General features: G+C 42.8%; 12 protein-coding genes and 1 pseudogene. 5 read left to right on the forward strand and 8 right to left on the reverse strand.

The window, feature by feature from the left end:
- Window positions 1-3: 3 nt before the first annotated feature.
- Window positions 4-522, forward strand: coding sequence for a histidine phosphatase family protein (locus B5F78_RS04950; protein WP_087406180.1), 519 nt, complete (start codon window positions 4-6; stop codon window positions 520-522).
- Window positions 523-660: 138 nt separating this feature from the next.
- Here B5F78_RS04950 and pyrH read toward each other — a convergent pair whose 3' ends face one another.
- The 4 genes and pseudogenes from pyrH to B5F78_RS04970 form a co-directional block, all read right to left on the reverse strand.
- Window positions 661-1,371 carry a UMP kinase gene (gene pyrH, locus B5F78_RS04955; protein WP_013617405.1) on the reverse strand — a complete coding sequence of 237 codons (711 nt, stop codon included), beginning with the start codon at window positions 1,369-1,371 and terminating at the stop codon, window positions 661-663.
- Window positions 1,372-1,498: 127 nt separating this feature from the next.
- A complete protein-coding gene (locus tag B5F78_RS04960; protein WP_087208737.1) occupies window positions 1,499-2,146 on the reverse strand; it encodes a hypothetical protein in 648 nt (215 codons plus the stop codon).
- Window positions 2,147-2,405: 259 nt separating this feature from the next.
- Window positions 2,406-4,037, reverse strand: coding sequence for a RagB/SusD family nutrient uptake outer membrane protein (locus tag B5F78_RS04965; RefSeq protein ID WP_087406181.1), 1,632 nt, complete (start codon window positions 4,035-4,037; stop codon window positions 2,406-2,408).
- Window positions 4,038-4,070: 33 nt separating this feature from the next.
- Window positions 4,071-7,064, reverse strand: a pseudogene (locus B5F78_RS04970) (SusC/RagA family TonB-linked outer membrane protein); the annotation flags it as partial.
- A 204-nt stretch (window positions 7,065-7,268) separates the two neighbouring features.
- On the opposite strand from B5F78_RS04970, the gene B5F78_RS04975 reads away from it, so the two are divergent.
- The 3 genes from B5F78_RS04975 to B5F78_RS17075 all read left to right on the forward strand — a co-directional run bounded on the left by B5F78_RS04975 (window position 7,269) and on the right by B5F78_RS17075 (window position 8,443).
- Window positions 7,269-7,487, forward strand: coding sequence for a DUF3791 domain-containing protein (locus tag B5F78_RS04975; protein ID WP_022039204.1), 219 nt, complete (start codon window positions 7,269-7,271; stop codon window positions 7,485-7,487).
- Window positions 7,484-7,957 (forward strand): DUF3990 domain-containing protein, encoded by a 474-nt coding sequence (locus tag B5F78_RS04980; protein ID WP_087406182.1) that lies wholly within the window; start codon window positions 7,484-7,486, stop codon window positions 7,955-7,957. The genes B5F78_RS04975 and B5F78_RS04980 overlap by 4 nt, the downstream gene beginning before the upstream one ends.
- A 345-nt stretch (window positions 7,958-8,302) precedes the next feature.
- A complete protein-coding gene (locus B5F78_RS17075) occupies window positions 8,303-8,443 on the forward strand; it encodes a hypothetical protein (RefSeq protein ID WP_158098052.1) in 141 nt (46 codons plus the stop codon).
- 36 nt (window positions 8,444-8,479) lie between these two features.
- Here B5F78_RS17075 and B5F78_RS04990 read toward each other — a convergent pair whose 3' ends face one another.
- Window positions 8,480-10,066, reverse strand: a complete 1,587-nt coding sequence (locus B5F78_RS04990; RefSeq protein ID WP_087406183.1) for a RagB/SusD family nutrient uptake outer membrane protein — start codon at window positions 10,064-10,066, stop codon at window positions 8,480-8,482.
- A 21-nt stretch (window positions 10,067-10,087) separates the two neighbouring features.
- Window positions 10,088-13,087 (reverse strand): SusC/RagA family TonB-linked outer membrane protein, encoded by a 3,000-nt coding sequence (locus B5F78_RS04995; RefSeq protein ID WP_255376592.1) that lies wholly within the window; start codon window positions 13,085-13,087, stop codon window positions 10,088-10,090.
- Window positions 13,088-13,258: 171 nt separating this feature from the next.
- On the opposite strand from B5F78_RS04995, the gene B5F78_RS05000 reads away from it, so the two are divergent.
- A complete protein-coding gene (locus tag B5F78_RS05000) occupies window positions 13,259-14,332 on the forward strand; it encodes an AAA family ATPase (RefSeq protein ID WP_087406185.1) in 1,074 nt (357 codons plus the stop codon).
- A gap of 72 nt (window positions 14,333-14,404) precedes the next feature.
- Here the strand turns inward: B5F78_RS05000 and B5F78_RS05005 are convergent, their stop codons facing one another.
- Complete coding sequence (locus tag B5F78_RS05005; protein WP_087406186.1) at window positions 14,405-15,886, reverse strand: RagB/SusD family nutrient uptake outer membrane protein; 1,482 nt, start codon at window positions 15,884-15,886, stop codon at window positions 14,405-14,407.
- Window positions 15,887-15,899: 13 nt separating this feature from the next.
- The coding region (locus B5F78_RS05010; RefSeq protein ID WP_241148253.1) for a SusC/RagA family TonB-linked outer membrane protein at window positions 15,900-18,827 on the reverse strand (2,928 nt) is incomplete at its 5' end.

An 18,827-nucleotide genomic window follows, 5' to 3' on the forward strand; every position in this document is an offset into this window, starting at 1 on the left:
TGAATGATTACCCTATACCTCGCCCGCCACGGGCAGACAGAAGAAAACCTGAGCCGGATATTCCAAGGGCATTTGCCCGGACACCTCACCGAAGAAGGGAAGCGGCAGGCAATAGCCTTGGGAAAGGCCTTGGAAAACATTCCGTTGGATGCCATTGTCAGCAGCGACCTGCAGCGAGTGGCAGATACGGTACGCCTTGCGGTAGGCAGCCGGGATTTGCCCTGGGAAAAGAATGCCCTGTTCCGCGAAGTGGACTGGGGGAGCTGGACGGGGAGGTCGATAAACAGCGTCGACCGTTCCTGTTTCCCGAAAGACGCCGAAACCCCCGCAATGCTTTACGCACGCGCAGGCAAGTGCATCGACTATCTGAAGCAGCATTGCGAGGGCAAGTCGGTGCTGGTGGTTGCCCACGGGCAGATAAACCGGAACATCATTGCGCAGGCTCGGGGGATTCCCCTCGACCGCCTGAAGGAAATACCGCTGATGAAGAACGGAACAACAATTCAATTAACAATTAATTGAATATCCGCATTTCACTCAATTGACTGTAGGGGCGTATCGCATACGCCTGAATGCGTCCACTTATCCACGCGGATGCCTTCAGGGCGTATGCGATACGCCCCTACATGGGATGTTTGCGGATATTCATATTGTTAATTATTAATTATGTACCAGCGTGCCGATATTTTCACCAGCAACGACCTTCTTCAGGTTGCCCACGGTATCCATGTCGAAGACGATGATGGGCAGGTTGTTTTCCTTGCACATGCAGGTGGCGGTGAGGTCCATCACCTTCAGCCCGCGTGCCAGCACTTCGTCGTACGTGATATCGTCAAACTTCTTGGCGGTCGGGTCTTTTTCGGGGTCGGCGGTATAGATGCCGTCTACGCGCGTGCCTTTCAGCATCACGTCGGCTTCTATTTCGATGCCTCTCAGCGATGAACCCGTGTCGGTGGTAAAGAACGGGTTTCCCGTGCCGGCGGACATGATGGCCACTTCACCGTTCTCCATGGCTTCGATGGCTTTCCATTTGGTGTAAAACTCGCCTATCGGCTCCATGCGGATAGCCGTCAGCACCCGTGCCTTCACCCCGTTTGCCGTCAATGCCGAGCTTAGCCCCAAGCTGTTGATTACCGTGGCGAGCATCCCCATCTGGTCGCCTTTCACGCGGTCGAATCCCTTTCCGGCACCGCTCAGCCCGCGGAAAATGTTCCCTCCGCCGATAACGATGCCTATCTGCACGCCCATGTCGTGTATTTCCTTAATCTGCAAGGCATATTCTCCCAGGCGTTTCTCGTCTATGCCGTATTTCTTTTCTCCCATCAGGCTTTCGCCGCTTAACTTTAACAAGATACGTTTAAATTTTGCCATATTCAGAATCTTTTTTGTTTGCAGGCAAAGGTAACAAGAATTTACGGGAATACACAAAAAACGTCGCGGCATTTTCAGCATGCGGCGACGTCAGAAAGAGAGAGAGAATCTGTTTGTTTATGTCTAGTTAGTCTTTGTTGATGCTTTTGATGACTTCCGAAGCTATTTTGGAGGAACTTTTACGGCTGGCTTTGCTGAGTTTGGCTCCCTTTTCCAAATTCATGCATGTGAAATAGTTGTTCCCTTTGGTCACTTCATGCTGATTGCGGTCGTAAAGTGAATAACTTACAAAGTGGAACAGGGTGCGCAGGGGGGTGTCTTGCCATTTCAAGTAATGTTTATTAAGGAAAAGCACATAGTCGGCATCCGCTTCGTTAAGTATTTTGCTGAATTCTTCTTTGTTTACATTACTTAAGTCAGCATAGGTGTCTTCATTTTCTCCGTTGACTTTAACTTCGGTCACAAGAGTATTCACATCAGGAAGATTTTCTGATGAGACGAACGTATATTTTTTGTCTTTGTTTGCCTGAATGATGTTATTGGTAATAATACGGTTGTAAGTGTCACCGATGCTGTCTTGAGGAATGCCGGTTTCTTCTGTAATCATAGGAGCTGGAAAATAGTTAGAACCCACATTGTCTAGTCCAACTACCAGTACTTTTACTTGCATGTCTTTGGTCTTGTTTTCTTTGTTGCTGTCTTCTGCATTTGCAGTTGTAATGAAAGTCATGGCAGCCAAGCCTAAAATGATGTTTTTAATCAGAGTTGTTTTCATTTCTTTCTTCCTTTTTTATTTGACATTGCAAAAATAGGGTGGTCGTGTTACATCCTTGTTTCTACATTGTGATAATCTTGTTAAATGCTTTACTTGTAGCGCTGCTTTGCGGTGTCTTGCTTAGAAGAAACTGTTTTGAATTTTATCGTAGGCTGATTGGGGATAAGTTTTAAATACGTCCTTATGATATAAAATACGACCCTCCTGCAGATGTTTTCGTGCAGAAGGGTCGCTTTACTTGTTGTCGTGTATTTGTCCGTTATTCTACGGCTGGCATGTCTAATCCACTGTTGTAATCGGTTTCTCTTGACGGAAGAACCCATTTCCAGAATGAAGAGTTGGGATCTGCTCCATAAGTACCGGCAATAGACGCATGGAAATTACCTCCTTCGGTAATGCCTTTGCGCTGAACCGGGCGTCCCCAACGCTTGCAGTCGAACCAGCTGTGACCTTCACCCCAAAGTTCGAGACGACGGTACAGAATAATTTCGTTCCACAAATCTTCTCCTGTTTTCGTACAAGTATATTCAGGGTCACGTCCACTGGTTTGATTCAATTCAATCAAATCGTTTTGTGCACTTGTAATATCCCCTGTCTTATAAGCTGCTTCTGCCTCAATCAATAACATTTCAGAAGAACGGATAAATGGAATGCATCCAATACCCGGCATACCAAGTGCGGTAAATTTCAAAGCACCGTATGGTTCAATGGTTTGTGCCGGAGTGTAAGTGCAAACGCTGGCTGCATAGTTATTCGCTTTTTCTGCAGCAGCCACTCCTGCTTCCGTTTCTACATTGAAACTGCCATAAGTCGTTTCTATGACATCTTCTACTTTTTGCCCTTCCGACAGGAAAGTGCCTGAATGCAAGAACAATCCTTTACGTATATCCGAATCAGGAATGGCATCAATCAACTCACGGCTTGCCGCAATATTATAGCCAACTGATGCATAATATCCATTGTATGCCATTGTTGTTTGGAAACTCCAATAGTATAATGTCTCGGCTGCATCGTTGTAAGAACCCCAAATCCATTCGGACGTCGGATTGCAGAAGCCGGTTCGGTAATCGGCATTCGACATTAATGCATAACCATTCCGGGCCAATTGGGCCATTTCACTTGCCTTGCTATAATCCTCCCGATTCAGGGCAGCACGAGCGTATACGCCATAAGCTACATTCAGATTTGGAAAACATACGGCACTGCTGCCAAATACTGCGCTACGGTCTAAACCGGATGCCTGAAACAGTGAGATGGCTTCGTCAAGATCCTTGTAAATCTGTTCATAGGTCTGAGCTAAGGTAGACAACGGCATGTCACCTGTAGATTCATCCAAACGTAAAACTATACCGTCTGTAGCACCGTTGTTGCTATTCGCCCAACTGTTGCAATAGAACTGTACTACTTGTGAAAAGGCAAATGCGCGGAATGTCAATGCTGAAGCTTTCAGAAACTGAAGCTCTGCCTCATCTCCTTCGGCGGTATCTACATTGGCAAGAATCGTATTAGCGTTTCCTACTATGGTATAGTAATAATACCAAGGGTACGAATCATAAATGGATGTATTGCTGTCATTCATCGTTCCATTCATCATCGGAGCCCATCCCGGGGCAAATACAGGGAAATAGAAATCCTCACCCATATATTCGGCGTACATCATCATGATGGTACCTTCGCCATTAAAACCCTGGCCATAATATGCATGCTGCATGGTCATCAGTTTGCAGATACCGTTGATGGCTTGCTTCATATTGTCTGCATTATCGTTCACTTCCCCAGCAGAAGCTGAACCAGTAGGCACCGTGTCCAGCCAGCTGTCACTACAGGAGCTGAACGCCAAGGCAGCACCCAGCAATCCCATTGTCATGTATTTTGTGATAGAATGTCTCATATATTTATATGCTCTATTAATTTATGTATTGATTTAGAATTTCAAGTTTACGCCTAATGTATAAACACGGGCTGTCACGAATGTGTTGTCCATCGTACCGTTGAAACTGTACTGCGGGTTCATACCTTTCAGCGAGGTAATGGTAAATGCGTTTTCAATACTACCATATACGCTTATACCGCCAAGTCCGAGTTTGGTTACCCATCTCTTAGGCAAATTATAGTTCAAGTTGATATTCTTCAAGATGAAATAAGAAGAATTTTGCAGCCAACGGTCACATGAACCTTGCGAATAAGCATCTTGTGATGACAAGTCAAAACGGGGAATTCCGTTCGGATCTACACGATTGGGCGAATCCTCTGTCATTCCAGCAGGTACACTCTGCCAGGCATTCAACACATCTGTATGCAGTGCATTCGGACTGGCTACGCTCGAACTCATCAAAGAAGCATAGGTGGTATCGTATGTCTTTCCACCCAATGAGTAAGTCCCTAAGATAGAAAGAGTTAAATCCTTATAACTTACCGAAGTCGAGATGCTTCCATAAACAGTAGGCAATGCAGTGCCGCTCCAGTCCTTTCTAGCATACGTGGTGTTATACGTATAGTCTGTACCGTTGATATTCACATGATAACCAGCTGCTTTTGCCGATTCAACTTTTGTCGGGTCAATTTCATAAAGAGCACGACCGTTCATCTGGTCTACACCGGCATACTGGTACATATAGAATTCGTAAATACTATGTCCTTCCGAGAACATCTGTACACCGTTTAGGATATCTTCTCCGTCAGGCAATTCGATAATCTCGTTTTTCAGCCATGTCAGGTTCATGCCGATATTCCAGTTCCAGTCTTTGGTACGGATAACATCCACATCAGTAGCGATTTCGATACCTCTATTAGATACAGAACCGATGTTTTTTGCCATACTTGACATAGCTGTTGCGTCAGCACTACCGATTCCCCACAAGTCTGTAGCACCAGCCGACAACGGATTATACACATTGAACAGCAGGTCGCGCGAACGTTTATCGAAATAATCGAATGAAATGTTCCACCGGTCGAACAGGCGTGCTTCTACAGCGATGTCAAACGAAGATGTGGTTTCCCATTTCAAGTCCTCGTTCATCAGCTGGTTCTTATAATAAGCGCCCAATCCGGCATTGGTGTCCGAATTATACAAAGCCATGTAGGCATAATAATCCACGCCGGCATCATTACCTACTTCGCCGTACGAAGCGCGCAATTTCAAATCATCTACCCAAGTCACATCTTCCATGAACTTTTCTTTCGAAATCATCCAGCTTCCGCCTACCGACCAAAAGTTCCTCCAACGGTGATCGGGATGGAAGCGGGAAGAGCCGTCCCGACGGAAAGAAGCATCGAAATAATACTTGTCATCGTAGTTGTAACGGGCACGTGCCAAATAACTTTCTGTGTTATACTCAATCGTAGAACCTTCACTGTAAGTAGTTTCTGAGAAGTTTGACAACTCAGTGTTGTCACCTGTCATTTTCATATTAGCCTTTGCCGTATAATCTAATGACTCATAATAACTGCGCGCTTCATGAGCCAACAGCACATCCACCGTATGCTTGTTGAAATGGTGTGCCCAAAATAGTTCTTGTGACAATGTATAGTCTTTTACACGTTGGTAATATTGGGTCAGACGACCGTTGTTGCCGGCACCGTCACCACAGACAGGGTTATTGTAATTTTTCTGTTTCATGTTCGAATTGAACAGGTTTCCTTTTGCCGTAAACTGGAAATCATTCAAGAACGAAATCGTGGCATAAATCTGTCCTTGCATCGTGTTGGTGTACATACGGTTGATATCGTTTTCCAATTCATACACTACATGGCGGTTTGACAGATACTGTTGCCCAAGGTTGTATGTAGGGTTTCCATTCTCGTCCATCACCACATTGCCTTCCGCATCGTGAGCATAATACGGATAAACCGGAGCCATCATACGTGCGGAATAGAATGGGTTGATATAATAGGTGCCGTTGGCTTCATTGGCATAATTGCCTTCCGAAGAACTTGCTGATAAATTAATACCGCTCTTAAACCATTTGTTCGGAGTAAAGTTCGCTTTCAAACGGCCCGAAAAACGTTCAAAATCAGAACTGATGACATATCCTTTTTCGTTCAGGTAAGAACTGGATGCAAACAGGTCGTATTTCTCACCGGCAGCAGCACCGCTCAGATTATATTCCTGACGATAGCCGGTACGTTCCAGTGCGTCATACCAATCCAAATCGTTATATCCCGGCAAAACATTTCCGATGAACTTCCCGTCTTCTGTGAAAAGTTCGGTATTCCCTTTGTCGAAGATATTCGATTTGATGACGTTGCTCATCAAAGTCTGGTTAACGGCTGCGGCGGCTGAAGCAGCATCCATACCTTCGTCTATCATATAATAGCGTTGGTATCCTTTCCACATTGTTTCCATCCAGTCGTTGATGCCCAGACGGTCGTATTCGGGAATACCACGGGTATACATACCTTGGCGTATATCCAGATTCAGGCTCGGTTTGCTTCCTTTTCCATTACGTGTCGTAATCAAAATAACACCATTAGCGGCTTTATTACCATAAAGAGCAGCCGAAGAAGCATCCTTCAAGACAGACATTGATTCAATATCATTGGTATTGATTTCGTTCAGGCTGCCTTCATAGGGTACACCATCTACTACAATCAAGGGTTCGTTTGTTCCATTAATAGAACCAAAACCGCGGATACGGATGTTATTACTACCATTACCCGGTTCACCGTATGTACTGTTTACCTGCACACCGGTAGTAGTACCTTCCAATGCGCTGGTCACATTGGTTACCGGTCGTTTTTCAATCTGACCTGCACTTACAGATGATACCGCACCCGTAATGGAGGCACGTTTCTGGGTACCGTAAGCAACGACAACAATTTCATCCAATACCTCTTCATCCGACTTCAGTACAACTTTCATAACCGGTCGGATGTCGAGCTCTTGCGTCTGCAAGCCGATGAAAGAAACCACCAAAGTTCCCGCCGAACTTGATGATGCCTATAAATGACTGTTTATAAACGAATTACAGAATTTATAATTATGCTTTGTTCTTTCTCATGATTGGTTCATATAGAGTATAACAGGGTTTCGTCTGAAATTTTTCTACCCGAGATATATCTGAAAATGATGAGATAATAGAATTTTTGATTACCTTTGTGTGAAACTCAAACACCTTTAGTTATGGATGATAAGTATAAGATACCTTATATAAATGCATGCATACGTGCTTTTGCCAAGCGTTTCAGCCTTTCGGTCAAGAATGCTTTTTTATACCTATATCGGTTTAAAGGCGTGGATTTTCTGAATGACTTTTACGGCGTAGAGCATTTGCAATCCATTGATGATGCCGTGGATGACTTGATTGTCATCTGCAAAAAAAACGGAGGACAACTGATATGATACTTTATCATGGGACTAATGTTGATTTTCAGCAGATAGACATTCGAAAATCCAATCCGTACAAGGACTTTGGTCAAGGCTTTTATCTGACTGATATTCTTGTGCAGGCTGAAAATATGGCAGCCAAGAAAGCACGGATTCTTGGCGGAAGTCCGATTGTACAGAAATATCAATTTGATGAAACGTATCTCTCGGCTCCGTTTCTGAACGTCCTGCTTTTTGAAAAGCCAAGCAAAGAGTGGGCAGAATTCATTTACCGGAATAGAACAAGGAGTATCCCTGCCTTTTCGCATTATTACGATATTGTGATGGGTCCGATAGCTGATGACGGGGTAGCTTACCTTTTAAGCCGTTACGAAGAAGGTTTCTGTACTCTGGAGGAATTGGCAAAGGAATTGGAATACAAACAATTGAACAGGCAATTCTTTTTTGGAACTTTACGAAGTATTAATTTATTGAATAGAATATGATAAGACCAATTCAACAAGACTATTTGATTTCACACATAGTTGATAAAATAACAGGTTTTTTGATTGAGGATTTTCAATTAGACATACCTTCCGCATTGAATATAGTTTATACTTCTGATACGTTCAGAGCACTTTCTGACAAAGAAACAGACTTATATAGTCAAAGCCCTTCATATATATACGAATGGCTTAAAAGAGAATTTCTGACGGGTAAACTGGACGGTGCTGTCGACAAACACTGATAATTACCGAAGAGCAGGGGACCTATCAAGTGTATGACCGCTTTTTCAGTTTATGGTTAAAGGAACAAATGTAACGCTTCTTGCATTCAAACATTGTATATATGTGAAACATAATGAAGAGAGTGCACCCGAATACGAGATTGCCATAGACTACTACACCGATATAGCAGATGACCACCGTTTATATGGATTGGTTTATAACAGAATGTTCAGTCTGTACCATTTATATGTCATAATCAGTTAGGGGCACACCCTCTTCATTTCTATTTATACTAAAGATTTACAGCGTAGGACGCTCTGCTGCCGGGTTGTTATCTTCATCAGTGATTCCTTCGTTGGTTTCCATTTCACATTGTGGAATGCGGTAAATCATAATCTGCGACTCCGGCTCCAAATTGAATTGGACAGATGCCGGATAGTTCGTACCCTTCCTCACAATAGGTTTCTTCAATCGTAAAATGTCGAACAGAGCGAAACCTTCACCCCATAGTTCCATTCTGCGTTGCAGCCAAACTTCATCTTGCAATTCTTCAGCTGAAGTAGCATGACTTGTAAAGGATGGATTACGGTAAGTTTGCACAAAACTTTCCAAAGTGGATTTTCCTGCTCCAAGATTTCCGGACATGGCTTCTGCCTCAGCTTTAATCAAATACATTTCTTCTACACGCATCAGAGGCCAGTCTGAAGAATTGGTTGTATTTCCAAACACACTCTGGTAAGCACCGAATTTGGTATTTACGTATGGAGCCAAACCAAAATATTCAATAACAGGAGTTCCGTTTACCGTTTCATTATCTACCAGCGTTGAAGTAGTGTCAGGAGAAATAAACCACTGCTTGCGGATGTCTGTATCAGGAATCTGTTCATAAAGAGACGAACTGACCGAACGGAATGTCCCGGTTAATGTCGTATAGCCGTTTCCGGTAAAGGAGCATAAGTGAGAAGGCCAATTGATGATGCCTGTGGTTACCACCTCATTATCCGGTGAAATCAATATCCCCCATAACCATGAACTGGCAGTAGCCGAATTAAAGGTCGGTGTGGAAACTTCCTGCAAAGACTGCGGAGTGCCACCTTGAATAGCTTTGTCTGCATCTTCTGCTGCGGCAGCCCAGTTTTGCATAAGCAGGTTGGCACGGGCACGCAAGCCATATACCACGGCTTCGTCTATTTGGTCTTTATTGCTGCCTGCGTCAAAACCGGCTAATAGTTCTGCGGCTTGATTCAAATCGTTCATGATTTGTTCATAAACTTGTTCGACTGTAGCACGTGGATTATTTTGAAGTTCCTCGTCTGTTTTTGTTTCTGTGACAATAGGAACAGCTAATGCACTTTCATGTCCTGCATAAGTAAACTGGAAACATTGTACCAAGTTTAAGTAATCGTATGCACGTGCTGCCAAAGCCTGCCCCCGGTAGCGTTGCAAATCTGCATCTTCTGTATTCGCATCAATAAGTTTCAACAAATCATTGGCTGCCTTCATGTGATTATAGAAAATCTTCCAAATAAACTCAGCCCCGCTTGCATCGGCATAATCCCGGTCGGCATAATTCTGAGAACGACTAAACCAGTTATAGCCGCTTGTAGATGCCACAATGTCCTGACCTCCAGATTCCAGTTGTAAAGACACGGCAGGAACTCCATAGTCGCTATGGTATGTATTAAGGTCATCGGAAATCGTGCCAAAGAAATTCAGTCTGGCAGCCATGGCATTGGCTTCTGCCGTTATCAGATTCGGACGGCTTTCGATTATGTTTTCCTTTTGCTCGTCAGACACATACTGGCCTTCCGGGAACTTATCTAAGTCGCAAGACGCAAGTGCCAGTGTAATGCCTGCTATTATTATAAAATTGTTATTCAGTTTCATAATTTTCCTTTTATTTAAACGTTAGAAATCCAATGATATTCCGCCGGAAATAGTACGGATTGGAGAATATACATTATCAGTAGATACATATCCTTGCCGCGGGTCAAAACCTTTGCGTGCTGTCCACAAAGCCACGTTGTCTGCCACGAAGAAGAGGCGTACTCCTTCTATCTGTAACTTGCGCGTCCACTTCTTCGGCAAAGTATAACCGAAAGTGATGTTTTGCAGGCTCAGGTAGTTTGAGCTTGTCAACCATCTGTCTGATGTATAAGTAGTATACACGTTATTGGCGTTCATGCGTGGCACATCCGTGTTTCTGTTTTCCGGAGTCCAGGCATTCAGCATGTCTACGTGCAAGGCATGACCCATTGCTTCATCACTCATTAAATCAGCGTAAGTATTGTCTATCATGCGTCCGCCCAGTTGGTAGGCAAATGAAATGGAGAAGTCAAACCCGTAAACTTTAAGGCTGGTGCCGAAACCGCCATATACTTTCGGCAAGATATTGCCTGTAGCGAAACGGTTCTCCGAAGCCACGGCATAATCTGTTGTGACTGTATTTCCTTCCTCGTCTGGTTGAACCAACGCATATTGGGCTTCACCGGTATCCGGATTTACACCCAGATATCTAGGCAGGTATAGCTGGTACATGGAATCCCCTTCGCGATAGATACGTGCGCCGTCAATCATTTGCCCGTTCAGCTCGGGAGCCAGTTCCAGCACTTTGTTCTTAAAGTGGGTAAGATTGAGATTGATGTCCCATGATATGTTTTTTGTATCGATTACAGTCGAGTACAAATCAATTTCAATGCCACGGTTCACCATTGAACCCACGTTTTCCGGCATACGCGAATAACCCAATGACGAAGCCACTGGCTTGAAATAGAGCATGTCGGTGGTTTTGCGCGAGAAGTATTCCACACTACCGCTTAATTTCCCGTCCCAGAATGTGAAGTCAAATCCAGTATTGAAGCTGTGCGAAGTTTCCCATGTGATGTCTCTGTTTCCTTTATAATACAATGATGTAGAAAAATCACCATTGCTGTTTGCCAATGTGTATTGGTCCATATAGGGATAATAGTTACGATAAAGCCCGCCTTCATACATCAGGTTATCATTACCTTGGGTACCATAACTGATTTTAAACTTCAACATGTTAATCCAATGCTGGTTTTCCATGAATTTCTCGCGGTTGATAAGCCATCCTGCCCCTACCGACCAGAAATTACCCCAACGGTTTTCAGGAGCAAAGCAAGAAGAAGCGTCGTGACGGTAAGATACAGATGCGAAATATTTTCCGTCATAATCATATTGTCCGCGGAACAGCCAACCTTCCGTTGCGTATTTTTGCGTATAGGATTCGTTGATTTGGTTGGAAATGGCATTATTCAGTTCGGGAATATTCGGATTGTATACTTTCTCACGCTGGCCGTATAAATACTGGTATTTGTAGTTATAATTCTCATGTCCGGCAAGAATGTCTACATTATGTACATGATTGAACGTCCGGTTATAAGTCAGCAAATACTGTTGGTTCGTACTGAAAGTGCGCTGTGTGGCTACACTGACGATACCGCCCACACCGCTTGTTTCGGAATATTGTCCGTAAAACGGATTGACCATATTAGAATAATGCACATTGTTCGCATCCACGCCGATATTGATTCTTGCTTTGATGCCGCCCCAAATGTCGATGTCGGCACCCCATTTTCCACTGACAACATCACCGGAATATTCCATTTTGTCAAGCATATAGCTTGCCAGCGGATTGGCATTGGGAATTACGTTCGAGCGTGAGAAATTTGTGTCCGACCCATAGTCATAACGCTGGGAACCACGATTATCCACCATGATATTTCCCTTTGCATCACGTACATACATCGGATAAATAGCACCAATGATGTTCGCGGCATAAAATGCATTGGCATTAGAAGTACCGCTTTCGGTATCCTGTTCCCGACTGTCGTAATGGGTGAACGATACATTGCCGCTCATTTTCAGCCACGGTTTGACTTGATAATCCGCTTTCAAGCGGGCTGAATAACGCTGGAATCCGGAATTAGGGACAATTCCCTGATCGTCCAAATAACCGGCAGACATGTAATAGTTCAATTTTTCATTGGCACCACTGACACTCAAATTATATTCCTGACGCAAATTGTTTTGGAACAATTCGTCCGTCCAATCGTCAGGGAGATAAGTATATGTCCCGTCAGAATACCCTAGTTTCGCATTCGGATTCAGTTTTCCGTCCATTCCTATCAGCTGTTCACCATTCGGCACACTGAATACTTGGTATCCTAAATAAGCCGAAGACAACATAGCCTGATTGGCGTATGCATTAGCAGCAGCTAAGTCTCCGTTTGCCAGATAACCTTCCAAATCTGCATTGTAGATAGAAGCGTAATTCAATTCATAGAATTTTCCTGGATCTGTAATGCGTTCGTATGAAGCGATACCGCGCTTGTTCACACCCCATTTGGCATTAAAATTCACACGTGCTTCCCCATTGGCACCCCGCTTAGTAGTAATCAAAATGACACCGTTTGCACCGCGGGCACCATACAAAGCATTTGAAGCTGCGTCTTTCAATACAGTCATCGATTCGATATCAGTAGAGCTGATGGCAGACAATTCACCGTCATAAGGTACGCCGTCCACTACATAAAGAGGCCTGTTGCTGGCTGAGATAGATCCGATACCCCGAATGCGCACTTCCGCATCCTTTCCCGGTTGGCCAGTATTGCTTGTAGTTTGCACTCCGGCAACCTGTCCGGTCAAAGCATTCGTGATATTTGAAGTTTGCCGTGAAGCGATTTTGTCATTCTTGATTGTAGCTGCCGAACCGGTAAATGTCGACTTCTTTGCAGTACCATAAGCCACCACCATCACTTCGTCCAATACCTCAGCATCCGACTTCAGTACAACTTTCATAACCGGTCGGATGTCGAGCTCTTGCGTCTGCAAGCCGATGAAAGAAACTACCAAAGTTCCCGCCGAACTATCAGAAGCATGTAAAATGCTTAGTATTAACCGTTTATCAGATAAAGCTTAAAACCTTTGTCAAGAGATAATCAGCCAATAAAAGCCTGTAGAGGTGTTCTGGCAAGAACGGTTCTACCCAAAATGTAACCGATATACGAAATTTTTCTTTATCTTTGCGAAAAATGTCGCAACGAAAAAATTCGCAATATGAAGAATCCATTCAAATTCGGGACTATAGTAGACGGTGACTTCTTTACAGACAGGGAAAAGGAATTACAAGCTGTCGGACAGTTATTGGAAAGTGAAAACCATTTGGTGTTAATCAGTCCGCGAAGGTTTGGGAAAACCAGTCTGGTATGCAAGGCCTTGCAGCATACAGACAGGCCTGTCATTATGGTCAACCTGCAATCTGTCACTTCTGTAACCGAACTGGCTGCACTTTTATTAAAGCGTATTTTCAAGTTATACCCTTTTGAGAAAATCAAGCACGCCATGACTCACTTCCGGTTTATCCCTACTTTCTCGGTTAATCCGATGACCGATGGAGTGGACGTAGCTTTCCAACCCGGAAGCGACAACAATATCGTACTGGAAGATGTGCTGATGCTGATTGAGAAGTTAGGGGAGAAGAATAAGTTTGTCGTGGTGCTGGATGAATTTCAGGAAATCGTTGATTTAGAGAAAGGATTAGACAAATACCTTCGCTCCGTCATGCAGTTGCAGCATAATGTGAACTATATTTTTTTAGGAAGCCAAGAATCCATGATGACGGAAATATTCGAGAAGAAAAAGTCGCCTTTTTACCATTTTGGTGTCTTGATGCGGCTTCCTAAGATACCTTACGATGATTTTTTCCGTTATCTTACAGAGCGGTTTGCATTTATAGTTCCAGAGCAATCGGAACAAATAGCGAAAGACATCCTTTTGTTTACCCAATGCCATCCTTATTATACACAGCAGCTTGCCTTTCAAGTTTGGAATATATTGGAACAAGAAAGCCAGACAGTGGAGGTTGTAAATCATGCCGTAGACGAATTAACTCAATTACATGATTTTGACTATGAACGCATTTGGATGGCAATGAATAAAACCGACCGCCACATATTGACTATTTTAGCACAAAGCGCAACGTCTCCGCTTGATTCAAAAAGGGAAATGCCTACCAGTACTGCATTTAGTGCGTTAAAACGTTTGTCTAAGCAAGGATATGTAATAAAGAATAAGAAATACGAAATAGATGACCCTTTCTTTGCCCGCTGGATTTTCAATCGGTCATTGTAAAAATTGAAAAGAAGGCTGCCCAACTGATTTTCAGCATGAGCAGCCTTCTTGTTAATTTATAGAATGCACTATTTAATCATTCTGTTCTGTAATAGCACTATTCGCATTCAATTCTTTGTCCGGAATTTGATAGATAAATAGTTTATCACCAGCCGGAACTGATTTAGGAGTCGTAGCACTATGATTAGTTGCATGTGTTCTGTCTAAATCCTCATTGCGGCGTTTCATGTCAAACAAACGTCTTCCTTCACCCCACATTTCAATACGTTTTTGAATTTCAATTTCTTCTAATAACGCATCTCCAGATTTGCTGCAAGTATATCCAGGTACACGGGTTTGCATAATAGTTTCCAACATCGTTTTTGCTTCAGCTGTTTTCCCTGCACGGTATAAAGCTTCGGCTGCCACGAAATACATTTCACCTGTACGCAAATAGATATAATCAGAGCAGAAGGTGTCTCCTGTTCCTAATGAACCGACATCCACAAATTTGCATTGGATATATTGACGTACATTATAATGAGAATTCGATTCATCTACATCAATACCAAACCATTTTTTACGAATATCATTGTCTGCAATTTTATCATACAAGTCGCTGGCAATCATTTTATAGTTACCTAATGCACCTCCATACCCCGGTCCAAACGGATCCATATTACTCATAAATGAAGCATAAAATGTATTGGTTTCGCTATTGATGTCAGCACCCCAAAGCACTTCACTTAAGTTGATGTCATTGAAACCGGACAACAATTCGTCTTCATTCATCAATGTTCCGCCTTGAATAGCTATTTGGGCATATTCTGCGACTTTATTCCACTGATCAGGATAATCGTTTACGAACGAAAGAATGTTAGCGTAAATAGCAGCTGCAGCATACTCATTCAATTCTGCTTTACTTGAAATTCCTTTGCCTTTCAGGTAATTGTACCCTTTGTCAATATCGCTAAGGATTTGGTCATATACTTCTTTTACAGGAACACGCTCCAATCTTGTTTCAGTTTCTGTATAGATAGGAATACCTGGCTTTCCCTGATTCCATTGATAAGGTTGTTGGTAAAGATTGATTAGCCAAAAATAACAATAAGCACGTATAGTGTAACTTTGCCCCAACATGGTTTCTACGGTTTCGTCCCCGTCTTCCGCTAAACCGATTAGATTGGTAATAACTTCGTTCGCGCCACTAATTACAGCATAAAGCTCTTGCCAACATGTCGTAGGGCGACGGTAATTCGAGCCTCGGTTATCCAACATATAGTCGTAAACGAAGAAGTGCTGAGTCAGATAAGCCATATCATCTCCCATCAAATCCGTAGCTAATTCGAATGCTTTTAGACCAAAATCGTCATGACTTTGCTGAGCTTCTGGAGAAAATAGGTTTTTATAATATCCCGTAATATAGGCTTGTATGGCACTTGGGTCTCTCTCAATCACTTCTTTGATTTGGTCTTCCGAAGCATATTCACTTGGCTCCTTATCCAAAAAGTCATCCGCACAACTTCCTAAGGTGAGGGCAGCGGCACATAATGTAATATATTTAAGAAACTTCATAGTCTATTCTTATTTAAAAGTTTAAGTTAATACCGAATGAAATCGCACGGATAGCTGAATAGTTGGCAGCTGAATATCCGTATTCATATTGGCGTGGATCCAATCCTTTACGTTTTGAGAACATGGCAACATTGTCTGCTGAAACATAAATCCGTGCAGAGTTAGCTTGTATCGCTTTCATCCATTTAGCCGGGAAAGTATATCCCAATGAAATGTTACGGATATTGAAATAAGATGCGCTAATCAAAAAGCGGGATGATTGTGCGTTACTATTTTGTGCTCCGTCCATGATAGGCACATCCGTATTCTTATTTTCAGGAGTCCATGCATTCAAAATATCCTTATGCCAGTTTGAACCAACATTGCTTCCTGCATGCATGAATCCCATGTACATACTATCATAGATTTGACCTCCTAACTGGAAGTTTGTTCCGATAGTCAAATCAAAGTTTTTATATGAAAAGTCCATTGACAAACCTCCTTGGAAATCAGGCAAAGTCGAGCCTAAATCGTATTTGTCGGCTTGGGTATAATCTTCGGTTACGGTTCTGCCCGTTACATTCCCATTTTCGTCTTCTACATTCATATACCATTGGGCTGCACCTGTTTCCGGATTTACACCTGCATATTCGTATGTATATACATCATAGATAGAACCTCCTTCGGTCAGGCGGAACAAAGAAGATGTTCCATGGATAATACCGTCAGCTCTTTTGTCTTCAGGCAGACTCACGATTTTGTTTTTATAATGTGTCCCATTAATTGAGATGTTCCATACAAAATCATTAGTGCGGAACGGAGTTGCGGTAAGTGTAAATTCAAAACCTTGATTCTTCATATCCAACAGATTCATAGGTATATATGAAATACCAGACGATATAGGATAGGGCATATTATAAAGCATGTCTGAAGTATTCTTCAAGAAATAGTCGAAATCAAATTTCAACCGGTGGTCGAAGAAAGAAGATTCGATACCTACGTTCAAGTTCTTGCTCTTTTCCCATGTCAAGTCTTTGTTTCCGCGATAGCTTTCCACTACAGAGAATGCACCGTTATTATTTGATACGGTATATTGCTTTAAATAGGGTTGATAAACTACATAGCCATATTGATCAAGAATACCGTCATTCCCTTGTGTACCGTAACTTGCCTTTATTTTCAAGTCATTCAGCCATGATACATCTTTCAACCATTCTTCCTGAGTCATACGCCACGAACCGCCTACTGACCAGAAAGTACCCCGTCTGTTATCCGGATGGAATTTAGACGACTCGTCTGTACGGATGCTGGCAGAAAGATAGAAACGGTCTTCATAATCATAATTTACGCGACCGAAGTAACTTTCCATTGAATGTTCTTGTTTATACGAATTCATATCACTCATGGTAATGGCATTGTTGAATTCCGGATTACCAAGCGTATAGAAGTTATATTTATGCGTATATTGATAATTCTGGATATACGAATAAGATTCGTGTCCTACCATTACGTCAAATGAATGTTTTCCTATTGATTTGGCATAGCTGGCAATCTGGTTAGCTGTAAATGTCTGCATGCGGATATTGTATTTATAGGTACGTCCGTTTACATTGGCAGCATCACCATACAATTGATTCATGTGGTCTGTGCGCACTTGGTTCATTAAATCATAACCAATGTTTGCGGTCAACTTAAATCCTTCAAATAAGTTTAAGTTGATAGTTCCACGACCAGAGAAATTGTCATTCAAAGTTTGGTGTACGTCAAGATCAGAATTTGCAGCTACATTCTGGTTGCTGAAACCTGCCATACGTGAACTGTATGTTCCGTCACCATAGTCATAAATAACATTACCGTCTTCATCATACAAACGGTTCCCGTCTGTATCGTAAGCATATACTGGATAAATCGGAGCAATCTGTTGTGTAAACATAAATGCGTTCGAGTAATTTGTTAAACTTGCTCCTTGGGATGTTCCGGCATTCTTTTCCCCACGTGCATACGATAAATTTCCAGTTAAGTCCAAATATTTATTTACAGTATGCGTAATATTGGCACGAGCCGAAATACGCTCAAAGTCTGTGTTCCGCAAGATACCTTCATCTTTCAAATAACCTAAAGACAAGAAATGAGTCGTTTTAGAGTTACCGCCCTGCATACTGATATTATATTCTTGGCGTAATCCATTATGTAAAGTTGCATCCGCCCAATCATCGTGATGACGCAAAGGAGCAGAAGTGACCACACCTTCCGGAGAAACCATTTCATTATTAGCTACTCCGATAAAAGGATTATAACCGATAGAATTAATCAAACCAGCAGACGCTTCTTCACCTCCCACTTGGTTATACAATACATTCCAAGCAGTTTTTACATAAGTGCGTTGGTCTTTCATAATATCATATTCAGGGATTCCACGAGTATTAACACCCCAACGAGCGTCTACACTGATACTACTTTTGTCACTGGAACCTCTTTTGGTAGTAATCATAACAACGCCATTAGCTGCACGAGAACCGTAAAGAGCAGCAGATGCAGCATCCTTTAAGATAGACATACTTTCGATATCAGCCGGATTCAAAGCATTAACAGCTTCTTCATCGTAAGGCATACCGTCTACCACATATAAAGGAGCGGCGGAAGCACTAAACGAACCAATACCACGAATACGGATTTTTGCATTTTCACCGGGTTGTCCGCTCGTGCTGATTACTTGTACGCCTGCTGCAGCCCCTTCAAGTGCTTTGGAAACAGATGATACTTGAAGTTTTGCGATTTTCTCCCCGTCAACTGAAGTTGCAGCTCCTGTAAAAGAAGACTTCTTCGCAGTACCATAAGCCACCACCATCACTTCGTCCAGCTCATGCATGTTAGATTGCATCACCACTTTCATAACCGGTTGAATCTTAACCTCTTGCGTCTGCAAGCCGATGAAAGAAACCACCAAAGTTCCCGCCGAACT

The organism is Bacteroides sp. An279 (genome assembly GCF_002159615.1).
Taxonomy (GTDB): Bacteria; Bacteroidota; Bacteroidia; order Bacteroidales; family Bacteroidaceae; genus Phocaeicola; species Phocaeicola intestinalis.

Coding starts and splice junctions, on each gene's coding strand:
- B5F78_RS05000 (WP_087406185.1), top strand. CDS start 13,259: ATGAAGAATCCATTCAAATTCGGGACTATAGTAGACGGTGACTTCTTT.
- B5F78_RS04960 (WP_087208737.1), bottom strand. CDS start 2,146: ATGAAAACAACTCTGATTAAAAACATCATTTTAGGCTTGGCTGCCATG.
- B5F78_RS04950 (WP_087406180.1), top strand. CDS start 4: ATGATTACCCTATACCTCGCCCGCCACGGGCAGACAGAAGAAAACCTG.
- B5F78_RS04980 (WP_087406182.1), top strand. CDS start 7,484: ATGATACTTTATCATGGGACTAATGTTGATTTTCAGCAGATAGACATT.
- B5F78_RS05005 (WP_087406186.1), bottom strand. CDS start 15,886: ATGAAGTTTCTTAAATATATTACATTATGTGCCGCTGCCCTCACCTTA.
- B5F78_RS04990 (WP_087406183.1), bottom strand. CDS start 10,066: ATGAAACTGAATAACAATTTTATAATAATAGCAGGCATTACACTGGCA.
- B5F78_RS04965 (WP_087406181.1), bottom strand. CDS start 4,037: ATGAGACATTCTATCACAAAATACATGACAATGGGATTGCTGGGTGCT.
- pyrH (WP_013617405.1), bottom strand. CDS start 1,371: ATGGCAAAATTTAAACGTATCTTGTTAAAGTTAAGCGGCGAAAGCCTG.
- B5F78_RS04975 (WP_022039204.1), top strand. CDS start 7,269: ATGGATGATAAGTATAAGATACCTTATATAAATGCATGCATACGTGCT.